9 protein-coding genes and 1 pseudogene are annotated in these 13,091 nt (G+C 56.7%); 5 read left to right on the plus strand and 5 right to left on the minus strand.

Annotated features, from left to right (window positions below):
- Window positions 1–17: 17 nt before the first annotated feature.
- On the minus strand, window positions 18–1,715 hold the full coding sequence (locus tag JQ611_RS13945; protein ID WP_212263369.1) for a peptide ABC transporter substrate-binding protein: 1,698 nt from the start codon (window positions 1,713–1,715) through the stop codon (window positions 18–20).
- A gap of 236 nt (window positions 1,716–1,951) precedes the next feature.
- Between JQ611_RS13945 and JQ611_RS13950 the strand changes: the two genes are divergently transcribed.
- The 3 genes from JQ611_RS13950 (at window position 1,952) to JQ611_RS13960 (ending at window position 5,051) form a co-directional block, all read left to right on the plus strand.
- Window positions 1,952–2,578, plus strand: a complete 627-nt coding sequence (locus JQ611_RS13950; RefSeq protein ID WP_212263368.1) for a helix-turn-helix domain-containing protein — start codon at window positions 1,952–1,954, stop codon at window positions 2,576–2,578.
- A gap of 806 nt (window positions 2,579–3,384) precedes the next feature.
- A complete protein-coding gene (locus tag JQ611_RS13955) occupies window positions 3,385–4,557 on the plus strand; it encodes a hypothetical protein (protein WP_212465749.1) in 1,173 nt (390 codons plus the stop codon).
- 11 nt (window positions 4,558–4,568) lie between these two features.
- Complete coding sequence (locus tag JQ611_RS13960; protein ID WP_212465750.1) at window positions 4,569–5,051, plus strand: hypothetical protein; 483 nt, start codon at window positions 4,569–4,571, stop codon at window positions 5,049–5,051.
- 378 nt (window positions 5,052–5,429) lie between these two features.
- Here JQ611_RS13960 and JQ611_RS13965 read toward each other — a convergent pair whose 3' ends face one another.
- The 4 genes from JQ611_RS13965 to JQ611_RS13980 form a co-directional block, all read right to left on the minus strand.
- Window positions 5,430–5,705, minus strand: a complete 276-nt coding sequence (locus JQ611_RS13965) for a hypothetical protein (RefSeq protein WP_212465751.1) — start codon at window positions 5,703–5,705, stop codon at window positions 5,430–5,432.
- 639 nt (window positions 5,706–6,344) lie between these two features.
- Window positions 6,345–9,722, minus strand: a complete 3,378-nt coding sequence (locus tag JQ611_RS13970) for an adenylate/guanylate cyclase domain-containing protein (RefSeq protein WP_212465752.1) — start codon at window positions 9,720–9,722, stop codon at window positions 6,345–6,347.
- A gap of 300 nt (window positions 9,723–10,022) precedes the next feature.
- Complete coding sequence (locus JQ611_RS13975; protein ID WP_212465753.1) at window positions 10,023–10,925, minus strand: hypothetical protein; 903 nt, start codon at window positions 10,923–10,925, stop codon at window positions 10,023–10,025.
- A gap of 97 nt (window positions 10,926–11,022) precedes the next feature.
- Window positions 11,023–11,415: a hypothetical protein gene (locus tag JQ611_RS13980; protein WP_212465754.1), complete on the minus strand. Its 393-nt coding sequence runs from the start codon at window positions 11,413–11,415 to the stop codon at window positions 11,023–11,025.
- Window positions 11,416–11,540: 125 nt separating this feature from the next.
- Here JQ611_RS13980 and JQ611_RS41720 point away from each other — a divergent pair.
- Both JQ611_RS41720 and JQ611_RS13990 read left to right on the plus strand, forming a co-directional pair.
- A pseudogene (locus tag JQ611_RS41720) lies at window positions 11,541–11,857 on the plus strand (IS110 family transposase); the annotation flags it as partial.
- Between the two features lie 476 nt (window positions 11,858–12,333).
- Window positions 12,334–12,588, plus strand: coding sequence for a hypothetical protein (locus JQ611_RS13990; protein ID WP_212263366.1), 255 nt, complete (start codon window positions 12,334–12,336; stop codon window positions 12,586–12,588).
- Window positions 12,589–13,091: the final 503 nt, after the last annotated feature.

Genomic DNA, 13,091 nt, shown 5'->3' on the forward strand with positions numbered 1-13,091 from the left:
CCCCCGGATCAGACGCGTCAGGTCCAATACCATTCGCGGATGTTCCAGCAGTTGGACGAGGCGTTGATGTTGTGCCGGAAGCCTTGCAATCCGTCCTTGACGCCCTCGGTGATGGTGCCCTGGAACAGCGGCAGCACCGCGAGGTCGTTGCGGATCAGCTTCTGAAGGTCGCCATAGATCGCCTTGCGCTTTGCAAGATCGAACTGCTTGGCACCCTCGGCGAGCAGCCGGTCGGCCTCCGGGCTCTGGTATTGATAGGTGTTGAAGCCGCGTCCGCCTTTGGCCGGGATGGCGCCCGAGCCGAAGCGCGGCGTCACGTCCGGATCGCTGCCCAGCATGAAGTTCACCGACACCAGGACCGAGTTGAACTTCGACTGCTGCCAGAACTCGCCCCAGATGACCGCAGCCGGCATGTTGTTTACGCGCATCGCAGCGCCGATCGCGCGCCAGTCCTGAATCAGCAGTTGCTGGGTTTGTTCGCGCACGGCGTTGCCGGACGTGGTCGAATTGGTGAATTCGAGCTTGACGCCGCCCTTCTCGCGGATGCCGCCTGCGCCGCGGACCCATCCCGCCGCATCGAGCAGCGCATTTGCCTTCGCCGGATCGTAGCTGTGCTGCGGCAGGCCTTGCTGGAACGACCAGGCCTGTTGCGGCACGAAGCTTTCGGTCTGCGTCGGCAGACCGTAATTGAGCGCGTCGATGATCGCCTTCTTGTTGATCGCGAGATAAAGCGCCTCGCGCACCGTGCGGTCGGTGAATGGACCGAAATCCAGGTTCGGCGCGACATGCTCCACCGAGGCCGTCGATGACACGAAAATCTTGCGGCCACGCAGCGTTTTCGCCTCTTGCACGAAGTTCGGCAGGATTCCCTGCAAGCCCGTGTAATCGACCTGGCCGGTGCGGAACTGGGTGTACAGGACGGTCAGGTCCGGGATGTATTTGAAGACGACGCGCTCCAGATAAGGCCCTTTGCCATGGTAGCCGGTGTGGGCGTGCAACAGAATGTGGTCGCCAGGCACGCGCTCGCCCCAACGGAACGGTCCGGTCCCGACAGGCGCATTGTGGAATGGCGAGCTGTTCGGATCCGAAACCTTCTCCAGAATGTGTTTGGGCACCATGCAGGTCAGCGACAGGATCGACATATAGGGCGAATACGGCGCCTCCATGCGCCAATGAACCTCGTCGGGTGCGACGACCTTGATGTCCTTGACCAGGTTATGGCCGACGCGGTTGCGCGCGCGGAAATCCGTGTTGTTGATCAGCTCAAGGGAGAACTTGACGTCATCAGCCGTAAACGCCGTGCCATCATGCCACTTGGCGTTACTGCGCAGCTTGATCTTCCAGATCAGCCCGTCGGCCGACAGCCCGCCGTTCTCGATGGTGGGGACTTCGCGGGCCAGGTCAGGAACGAAGTTGCCATCAGGATCGATGAACCACAGCGGCGAGAAGACTTGCCACCAAACGCCCTGATCGACCTCGATACCGGGCATCAGGGGATGAAAGACAGTCGGCTCCTGCGACAGGGCCGCGATCACCTGCCCGCGTGGCTTGGCGGGCGGATTGCCTGGACGTTCCGTCTGCGCAAATGCCGAGGCCGTAGCACTCAGTCCCGCCGCAGCGCTGGCGCCAAGCAGCATGAACTGTCGGCGGTTCGGTATGCCGAAGGCCGAGTTGCCCAATGCGGGAATGTCGAATTTGCCCGTTTCGTCCGCCATGACCGTCTCCGTTTTCGCGCGCGGCACCGATCCCCCGTGCCCGATCTCGAAAACCCGGCAACGCAGAGGTTAGCTGAGCTTTAGTACGTCTAATTATTTGCATCCAAATTTCATCATAGCTAAATAAACGAGTCAATCCTATTGATGGTATGCTCCGATTATTCGATGCAATTGATCGCCGCTTGGGGCGGTGGGTGAGAAACGGTGGGCTGCGAGACGATGCACGGGAGAGCGACATGGGCCGCGTGAGCGTTCCGAAGAACGCCCAGACGATCGAAAGCGATGACGCGGTCGATCAGCGGCGGCTTGGCGAGACCGTACGGCTGCTGCGCCAGCGCGCAGGCTTCTCGATTCAGGACGTCGCCAAACGTACCGGCCTGTCCACCGGCATGATCAGCCAGCTCGAACGCGCGCTCGCCATGCCGTCCGTGCGCACGTTGCGTCTCCTCAGCATCGCTCTCGATGTGCCGATCTCCTATTTCTTCGGAGCAACCGACGCCGGCGAACCCCAGCGCTATATCGTGCGGAAGAATGATCGGCGGCTGCTTCGGCTCACCGCCAGCGGCGTCGTCAAGGAAGCGCTCACCCCTGCCGAGAAGGGTGAACTCGAACTCTATGAACTCACGCTCAACCCCGGCGGCTCGTCGGGTACCGACTTCTTCCAGCACACCGGTGAAAAGGCTGGCTACATATTGTCGGGCAGCCTGCGTCTGTGGCTCGACCACGAAGCCCATGTCCTGGAGGCGGGCGACAGTTTCCGCTTCCCGAGCATCGTGCCGCACATGTTCGACAATCCGACGCAGCAGGTAGCGCGCGTCATCTGGGTAACGACGCTGCGCCGAACCGATCCGCCTGCCGGTTGAAGTCCGCGGTAGCCGCCGCGCGGTCCACGACGTCTCACGCGATCCTGGCGTTCCCTAGGGGAATTGGCGAGCGCTCTCAGAAACACCGGTAAAACAAGCAAAATCGGCCTTGCCGCCCTCGCGATTGCTACCACCAGGGGCTACCACCCATCAACTTTGCCGGCAGGCCGGGTGTTGCTGCGCCGCGAGAACCAGAAACACATCCTAACCGCTTTGAAAAGATTAGCGTACTTGGGGTGCTAGCAACCCGCAAACTACTGTGCTCCTCGCGAACAGCGATCCATTTGATTGGGGGTGCCTTCGGCCAACCCGGTCCGGCATTTCGTTCAACGGTGTGTGTGTCTCAGAGCACCCGCTTGCTAGTCTCACGCTCGGACAGTGGAAACAATCATGCTGGATTAACCGGGCATGGCGCTGGTAAGCGTCCATCAGCCGGCCCATAGAGCCTTTCGCGAATTGGTTGTCATTCTAGAAATTCGCTTCTTGTAAGCGAAGCCGAACCGATGCACTATCGACCTCTATCCGAGATGGCCGTTTTCAGCACTCTGGGTCGCGAGCATGGATGGTGCAGCAACGCCAAACCGTGTCGATGACCGTCAAGCGAATCTGTAAGTCTGCCAAAAAATATCACCACTGAAATTTAAGAACCTCAACGGTCGGATTGTTTAGCGCCGAGGAGAAATAACCAAGTATTTTTCAATGGAGAAGGATCGGCTGAGGTCTTCGCAAAATTGGCCTCACTTTGGCTGCGCATCTTGTTACGTTTCGTTGTTTTACCTTGTTACAAACGCGGAGCGAGACGTCTAATGAAGGCATGGGATACTGCAGCCATTGCGGCCATAGCGCTGCTTTTGGCCAGCTTTGGCGCCTCTGCTGAAAACAGCAAGATTGCAGTTCGCGCACCGATCGGATGTGCCGCTGAACAAGCTGATTGCGAACAGGACATCAGTTTGGCCGCAGCCTCGGCCTCTGCGAACGCGCTTTCAGTCCGCCTCTCGAACTGCCTCGTTGCTGAGCAGAAGCAGAAGGAAGAAGACAAAAAGAGGGAAGACGAAGACATAAAGAAGGAAGAGGAAGAGTATCAGCAGCTAAAAAAGGAAGCTGAAAGAAAGGGCGAGAGCGTTATTATTCCTTCCCTGAGGTTTCGGCATTTCAGTGTTCTTGATGGTTATGTCTGCAAGATTTTTTATCGACTGAATCCCAGATGTAGCGGCGAAAAGCTAGTCGGCGCAAAGCTCAGCCAATGGGCACCTGTCCAGCAGATCGAAGATGGCGCCGCGACTATTCGAAATTTGCAGGCTCGTGCAGAGACCGGAAACGCCGTTGACAACCAGATTGTCGTTGAAGCGACGGAGAGCAAGCCAAATGAACAGCACTTAGCTATATGCGGCGTCAGAACTATCAACCACGCGCAGGGGCCTCCCCATGACTGCACGACCGTGGCAATTGTCACCCCGAATCTTACACTGATGCGAGCCGACTTCGTCGAGCGCTTCGATACGGGGGGATGTTTGTTGTCTTCAACGGTCCGCATGAGTGGAGCAATTGATGTTACGTTTGAAGTCAACACAAAGCTTGAGCCCACAAGATTTGGAGATGCCATTCATCGCACCTTGACGGAGCAGCTCGCGTTCCAGTGCGATACCGACATCGTCAAAGATAACCAGGGTAAGGTCACGGCGATTTTTATTAGATCTACTGCTCCCTATCGCGATTCACCGATCTTGAAGAATGGATGGAGAGAATCCATCGATTTCGACGTGAATATCTCGGTGAAGGATTCCGGGATTGATGTTCGGGCATTCAGTAAGCCGATGGTCGCCCGAGCAGCTGCAGGAACGGCCGTAGAATATCGCGGTCCTGACGACGCACAAAGGGCGACCTACGCCAGGGTCTTAAACGATTATATTGGTAAGGCGCTCAAGACACCGTGTACTAAGGCTAAGGACGTCGACAGCAAGCGAATCCAATGCGAATGAGGATAATTGGCATGACAGCCGATCAAGCGAGAAGATGGATCATTCTTGCAAGCTTAATGATTACAGGCATTCAGATTGTCTTCCTTTTTATATGCCCCGCAATTGGATTTCCGTTGGAGTACTCTAAATGCCTTGATTTGCTGCAGATAATAACTCCTGTTTTTCTTGGATACCTTGGGTCCGCAGTCCACTTCGTCTTCATGAATCCCGCGCCAACTGTCACAGTCGACAATAAATATTTTGGTCCCCTAGTGAAAGGGCCTATCATAATTTACGCCTGCGCTATGCTCGCAGCATTTGCTACATTTGGTTATTCTAATCGCAGCGGCGCGCCCATCGGAAACGCAATGACCGTCGCGAATCTGTCCACTAGCGTGTCGGTGTCGCTGGGGATCCTGGCCGCAACAACCGGCGTGATTGTGTCCTATCTATTCACGGGCAATCGTCCTCAGAATCCGACAGCTGGGACTGCAGACGCCAGCAAAACTTCCTGAGCGGTAGCGGCATATCACCTAGTGCAGGCGATTGTACTTAAGCGCAACGTGCGCAGCAGCCGCCGCAACTTTGGCGGACGACATACGGCGGCTAGCGCTATAACGCCTCGCGGAACGTGGGTGCGTGGGAACGCCTCATGCTTGCGACAGGGAGGTTGCCGTGCATTTGAATGAACTTCTCTACCGCACGCCCGATTCATGCACGGTGCCCTCGGGCCGCTCACGCTCTTTCTTCCAACCCTCAAAGGCCTGCTTGAGTGTTCCCGAGGCCGATGCGATGGGAGAAGTGACGAGCTGTGTGGCGTCGGCACCGGCTCCCCAGCGTTGCTCGATAGCCTGCAAAGCGCGCGCATACGCTCGCAGTACCTCAATGCCTAACTAGGGGTATGCTACGCTCTGTCTATCCAATTCAATTTTGAAGGCATCCAGCGCGTCGACGATGTCATCTTGAACCGCGGAGATGTCGCCCAACGCGAGAGCGTCACGGAAGTCTTTGAGGCTTTCGGCGAGCTGTTCGCGGTTCTCAGCAAGCTGAGCAGGCGAGAGGCCGTGCGCAGGTCGAATGTGTTCCGTCTCCATGCGCTTGAGTTCATCGCGGCCGTATCGTGTACGCTCGTCCCACGCGAGAGCCTTGGCGTAGACGTACTCCGCCATCCGCCTGATTTCGGTGTCGGTAAGATTCGCGCGGAGGTCAGCCTTCGGCGCTAGCCGTTCGACCAGAGCCTCGGCTTCCCTAAGGGTGCGGTCTATGTCGGCAAGCGCGTGCGGGGCTCGTCGCGTAGCCTCGCGGCGATCCTTCGTTGCCAGTGATTTCTTGAGGTAGGCTTGGGCCGGCTTCTTGCTGCCGAGGATGCGAGCAACGGCGGCTTGGAGCCTCGGGAACCTTGCTTTGAACGCACCAAACGCACGCGGATTTGGATCAGATAGGGCATCGAGTGCATCGAAAACTACCAGCGTTTGCTACCAGTCGGAGGCAGACAAAGCCAGATTTGTACGATGTTCTTGAATTATCGTGTCTTCTGTTGCTGCTGGCGCTCCCTAGGGGAGACGATGAGCAACTGCAGAAACCCTGATAAAACAACGACAAATCAGCTTGGCTGCTGCGCGAATGCTACCACCGGGAGCTACCATCAATCAACTACGCCGCCAGTTGGTGGCTTCGGTTCCGATCGGCTTGCGAAGCTCTGTATTATAGTTGGCTGTCACGTTTGCGATTTCATGTCCAGTTAATCCCACCGCGAGATAATGCGCAGGCATTGAAACTAACTAATCAACGGTTGAGGAGGTGAGGGATCAGTCCAGGGTGCTTTGAGCGGCGCGCGCCCGCTTGAGGTCAGCTGTTTCGGCTCCCTCCTCAAACCAACGGCAGATTGGTTCTAGCAGCACCCGCGCCTCATCAGATCTTCCTTGGTTCTGCCAGATTTCTGCAAGGGTTGTCGCGGCGCGTAATTCCAGGGATTTGGCGCTTTGACGGCGCGCCACTTCAATGGACTTCGTAAGATAAGACTCAGCTTCGCTTATCTTCGATGGGTTGAGTGCTAAAAGAATTTTCGCTCTTTGCCGATGCAATTCTGCTTCCCATGATCTGCCAGTCACGTCACCGATACTGGCCAGAGTCCTCTCGACAATCGATAGTGCGGATTTATTTTCGCCAGCCTTGGCGTGCATGTCCGCCAGCCAGCTTTCCATCATCGGAAGCATGAAGCCGACGCCATTACGTCGCGCTTCGTCGATTCCCAGTGCTATTTCGGCCCGGGCCTCTCCAAGTTGGCCCAGGTCGCCGACTGCTCGGCCTCGTGAAACTCGCGACAAAATCGCGTACAGCGAAAACCGCTGTTCTTTTGACATTTCCAAGCTTTTTTCGGCGCTTTCGAAGGCGCGAGCTGCCTCCCCGCGCAGAAGGTGCACAACGGAAGTCATGTAATGAGCGAACGCCACCGTGTAGGGGTGGCCAAGGTCTCGTCCCAAGGCAAGCGCTTCCGAAACGCGGGCAAGGGATTGATCCGGATAGCCCAGAAACCACAAGTCCCAAGATAGGAGCAGAAGTGAAGCCGCTTGAGGTTCCACCATGTAAAGATTGGATAGGGGCTGTTTTCCTTTGCCAATCGAGAGTTTGATCGACTCCGCGAAATGGTCCGCTGACAATTGGAAGTCCCCAATCGTCAATAACGTACTGCCCATCACTCTATGAGCCACCATTAGCGGAACCGGTTGGGACAACGCTCGCGCCCGTGACAGGAACTCATCAGCAAAGCGGAGCGCATCATCATTCATTCCGCCCATCCAGCAGTGCCCCCACAACCCAAACAGGGCTTGGAAATACTCAGGGATGTTGCCGAGTTGCACACATAAGGTATGAGCCCGCGAAAACACTTCGCGGATTTCCTCCGACGCATATCCTTGAACGGCGATAAGCGGTATTCCCAACGCCAATTGAATGTCAATTTCTTGTTTGATCCGTTCGGGCGTTTCCGGCAAAGCGCCCAGAAGCTGAAGGGCCTTTCGGAAGCTAGCAATCGCTTCGACGTTGGCGGAATGCGCTAGCGCGCCCTGCCCAGACTCGAACCAGCAACGAATGGCGCGTTGGTGATTGCCTGCTTCTTGATAGTGATAGGCCAGGACTTGGGGTTGATTTTCGGCGAGCTCCGAAATGTCATGCTCTAAGATTGCCGCGATGTCCGCGTGTATCTGCTGCCTCTTACTCCTAAGCAAAGAGTCGTAGATTGCGTCACACAACAATGCATGTTTGAAGGCGAAACGAAGGACAGGCGAAATTCCGGCTCGATAGATGATGTCAGCCTGTTCGAGCAGCGAGAGGGCCGACAGTATCTCATCATCGTCAATTTGCGATGCAGCCGACAAGAGATCATAGGAGAACTCACGCCCAATCACAGCCGCAATCTGTGCAAGCTTGCGACTCGGCGCAACGCGGTCGAGCCGCTCCATTAATGCATCACTCAGCGTGTCCGGAACCCTGAGTAATGCTGGCTGCGCTGCGCGCTCGAAAGTGCCTCGGGTTCGGAAAGGCGCACTCAACATACTGCTCGTCAGTTCCTCTATGAATAGCGGGACTCCATCGGCCTTTTGGATGATCCGGTCGAGCACCGCTTGGGGCATGTTCCCTCCCCTCAAAATATCTCGGATCATCGCATTCACTTCGGTGAGCGACAATCGAGTAATCGAGTGCATGGTGGTGTTCGCATGGGTCATCCACGTGGGGCGAAACTCAGGCCGGCACGACACAATAAGTAGCACGCGGGCGTGGTCGATCCGGCTGATAACCGATTCAAGCAGCTCAAGGGTCGAGTTATCTGACCAATGCGCATCCTCGAAGATGCAGACGGCGGGGCGTTCGACAGAAAACGCCAAGATCATGTCGACAAGCGTGCTTATCGTCCTGTTCTTTATTTGCTGTGGCGTAAGAGCAGATAATTCGAGGTGATTTTCAAAAGGGATTGATAACAGTTTGGCAATGAGCAGGACCGGCTCTTTGGAATTATCAGTTGAGCGCGGAAGGTAAGTTGTAAGCTTGGCAATCTTATCTGCCGCCTCGCGAGCTGTTAGTTGGGCCGCTTGTTCGATCTGCCCGATCACCGGAAAGAACGCGCTCTGAATGTGATATGGCGAGCACTGATGGTGCAGCAAGACGTGTGGTTCCTGCTGAATATAAGATTTCAATTCGTGGAGCAGCCTTGATTTTCCGACTCCGGGAATACCCGAGAGCAATATGACTTGGCCGTCACCCTCTTTGACTTTCTGCCACCTATCGAGCAGCAAGCTTAGTTCGCTTGAGCGTCCAATGAGCGGGGTAAGAGAGCCCGTATGCGCAGCTTCGAAGCGGCTAGCTGTATTTTTTGCCGAGAGCGCGCGATACACGTGAAGAGGTTCAGTTACACCTTTGAGTTCCTGGAGCCCAAGGTCCTGAAAATCAAAAGCTGCCCATACGAGTCGCCTCGTCGATTCCGAGATGAGTACCGTGTTGACAGCGGCAAGGGTCTGGAGACGTGCGGCGATATTCGGCGTCTCTCCCACCGCGTCCATCGACCACGTACCACTAGCTCCAATTTCACCGACAACAACCGGACCCGAGCAAACACCCACTCGACAATTCAAGGTAACTGGCCCTGAAATCTTCGTAACTCCGGACACAATCTCCAGGCTGGCGTGAATAGCACGAGCGGCGTCATCCTCATGTGCACGGGGCCAGCCGAAAAATGCCATCACTCCATCGCCGAAATAGCGGGCGACCTCGCCTCCATAGCGCCCAATCGCAGCGCTGCACTCCACCCGATACGCCTCAATGAGTTTTTGGAGATCCTCAGGATCTAACTTCTCCGATAGCTGCGTAGATCCCACCAGGTCACAAAACATCACTGTGATCTGACGGAATTCAGCTTCGCGATGTTGTACAGGAGAGGGTGGCACCACAGTGGCGCTTGCAACCGCTTTTGCTGTGCCGGTGGGCTGGCGCGCGGGCGTCAATGCTTGAATGGCCCTAAGCAGCTTCTTGCGGTGACCTAGAGAAGATACTCCGAGTTTTTCGAAATCATTTTCCGTCAAATCCGGAAGGACGGAGTAGTCGATATTGTTTTCTGCGAAGGTTTTGGCGTACTGGCCTAGACCGTGTCCACCCAGCCACTCGGCTATGTCGGTGGTTGTTGTCCTCGTCATTGCAGAGGCCCTTGCCCACTGCCGTAGTTCATTAAGAAAGAGTTTGGCTTCAGACTCACCATCTGGTGCCTTTGCTTAAAACCAGGAAAGCGTTCTCCCGCGCACAATATCATCTCCCGCACAACGATATCATATGAGCGTTCTTTGACCGCCGATATTTGGCATTCCCCGGCGTCGAAGCACAACTGCAGCTTGGCGCAACGACACCAGCGCTGGGTGCCCTACCCAGCTACCCATCCGGCGCGTCGTTTCTCGTGCCTCGCGCCATGCCAAACTGCGATGACTATCGCGCTATTCCGCTCATGCTGCGGGCCTAGCGCCGCGCTTTTCACCGTGCAAAGGATATGAGGTGTGACGATACGGGATCGCCTCTCCGAGCGCCTGCTCAAGCTCCTCAAGCATCTCAGCTTCGGATTTGAGAAGCTCGTGATTATATCCCTCCGCCAGGATCACTGCCGATTCATACGTCTCCTGAACGACCCTGATACGGTCATTCGCGGGAAGGGAGGCAACGAACTCGATCGTTTCTTTGACGTGAGCGGCTTCGCTTCCGAGGGAGCTGTGACTTCTGAGGAAGCGGGTCGCATCGACGTCAGGCGGACACATCGCCCGCACCTTCTCGATATCGGTCTCCTGCTTGAGCGCAGCGATGCGTTCTAGGCAGTACGAATAGCCGATGCAGCCCATCGGATAGTCCTGGACGCAGAGATCATCGAAGCGCTTGCAGAGCGGCTTGATGCCCTCCGGGATAAAGCTAGCGACGAGTCGCTCGCCGGGCACACCCAGCGCACGCAGATCCTTGAGCGCGAGCCTGTCGTGACCGGTCTCCTCGCGCGCACGCTCTTCCAAGTAGGCCGCGACCTCGGGCCTCCCCAGCTCGTTGAAGCGCCCAGCGGCGCGCCGGAGATTTCGAGGCGTGTCGACAGACGTGTGATAGGCGCCGGCCAAGGCGACAATATAGCCGGCGATTGTCGGCTCAGGGCGCGCAAGGCGCTTTTCGATTCCGGCAAATCCCAGATTTATCGCGCCGTCGAGCAGCCCGACCGTGCTGCCCGCCGAGCCCACACCTGTCATCGGTGGCGCGAATGGATCTACGGTTTCTCTTGTGCCTCTCGGGGTATGAAACCAAACCTCTCCCGACTCGCGAGCGACGATCGAAATATCGCCCGTGACGTTGACCCACTCCGTGATCAGCCGTGCCATTTGAACCTCCACTTCCGCGTGAACGCCCGCGTGGTTTCTCGCAGGATCGCTTCAAGCTAGAGACACCCCGCCTCACCCGAGACGGAGTGCAACACCGCTAGATTCCGTTCGGCGTAACGGCCATGAGCAATTTGGCCGTTTCGAGAAGTGTTTTCCCTGCCGTCGCCGGTATGATGCGCGCTTCATCCGGCAACACAAAAACGACTTCATCGTCGTCCTCCTGCTGCCAGCCGGTATTGTACTCAGCTTCCGAGAGCACAACGGGGTGATTCAGAAAGACGCCCCGGTTCGCCAGCTCTTGTTGGACGGCAGTTTGATTGTTGTGATTGAGTAGCTTCATTTTCAACGGATTACTGGCCCACGCGTCGACGACCAATTGTGCAAGGACATCACTTGTGTATGAAAAATCTAGCACCTTCACGTCTTGGTCGTTGATGTTAGCCTTGTTTTTCCAAATTCCTCGCTCCGGCTTCTGGTTCCTTTGGCCCATGAGCAACCCTCCCTATCGAGCAAGCCCTGCCGCGTACTTAACGACTTTAGCTGCGAAACTTCTAAATGCAAGTTACGGTGGCGGTATCAGGTTAGCGCACGGCGCACAAACGCCGGCTTCATACAATCGGTTTGGACATCGCCAAGTCAGTCTTCCAGGTGCACGGAGTTGATGCCGCCGGCCAGGTGTTGGTCCGCGCGGGCAGTTGAAGCGCCGCCATGTCCTTGCGTTCTTCCAGAAGGTGCCACCATGTCTGGTTGGCATTGAGGCCTGTGCCTCGTCTCACTATTTGTCCCGCGAACTTCAGGCGCTCGGCCATATCGTTCCCTGATGCCGCCACGCGAAGCCCCTACGTCAAGCGGCCGAAGAATGACGCGACTGACGCAGAGGCGATTGCGAGGCAATTACCAGACCCAGCATACGGTCCGTACCAACAAAGACACTCCCTCTAGCCCGCCCTTACCTATGTGCAGACCGCTAGGTGGGAACTGCCGCCTTGCAGCTTAGCCAATTGATAAACCGAGATTATTTGCTCGCCTATGCTAAGCGTTTTTATTCGGAAACACCCCCAAGCAATCACGCAACACCACTTGGCGCTCTGGCTAGTGATGCGAGGTATCTGACACGATACGCCGGGGGCTCCGGGATTACTCGGGGTGGAAGTATCTTCAATCGACCGAAGGCCAGTCCACTCCTGCACCTGCTGGTCCTGCCGCAGCCGCAAGCGCCTCCATTCGAGAGCCGCGAATATGTCCTCGGTCGATGCACCGATGCCCACGGTCAGCGCGGCCATGGCTTCTCTGTCGAACCGAGTGCGCAGGGTTGGGTCTATCAGCCAAGCATTTTCCCACCACGTGAGGATATTCTCGCGAGCATAGGCAAGCGCAGACGCCGAGGGCATGCCTAGAGAGTAAGAGAATGACCAAACTGACCAACGACCAAATCGCATTCGCAAAGTCGATGACCATCAAGCAGCGCGGCGTGCTGAATTCGCTCTCGATGTACGATTGTTACATAAGCGCTAGTGAGATGGCCGACGATGAATTGAAAGAACTGATCCGTACCCAGCTTGCCAGATACTATGCGCGGCCTGGGATTGAGGGTCGCCTATCGTGGGGAGCGACGGATGCGGGCCGGTCCATTGCACAGCGGATCAGGGCCGGCGCGCTGTAAAATAGCGGGTCCTTCCCGGCCCCCCAGCCCATACGGCCCAAGCGCGCCCCAAAAAGTCGGCAGCCGCAGATCCCAAAATCTGAGTTGACACGGTGACAGGTTGACACCCAACCTCGTCAGCCGTGAGGGGGTTTTGGGAAGGACCCGCGTGGCCAGCCGAAATTAACGGCCGCTTTGCGCCAAAAGCCGCCCTTGGCAGGCTGGAGATCAGCTTCCGCTCAATCCCTGAAGCAAACTCAACTCCGAAATCGCGGCACGTCCGAAAAGTGACAAAAAGCGACATGATCACCTCGTTCGCTTACCGCTGACGCTGACGCAAAAGTCCCAAATGTGTAGGGTAAACTCGCGTCACGCAGGCAGAGCAGTCGGGTTGGTTCTCAACATTTGAGAGTGAGAGGGACCGCTATGAAACTACCTCGCAGACACTTCCTTCATCTGGCGGCGGGGGCTGCCGCGCTCCCCGCTGCGCCGCAGATCGCATGGGCTCAAGCCCCATCCGCGCC

It is taken from the genome of Bradyrhizobium sp. AUGA SZCCT0182, from assembly GCF_018130185.1.
In the GTDB taxonomy this organism is placed as follows: Bacteria; Pseudomonadota; Alphaproteobacteria; order Rhizobiales; family Xanthobacteraceae; genus Bradyrhizobium.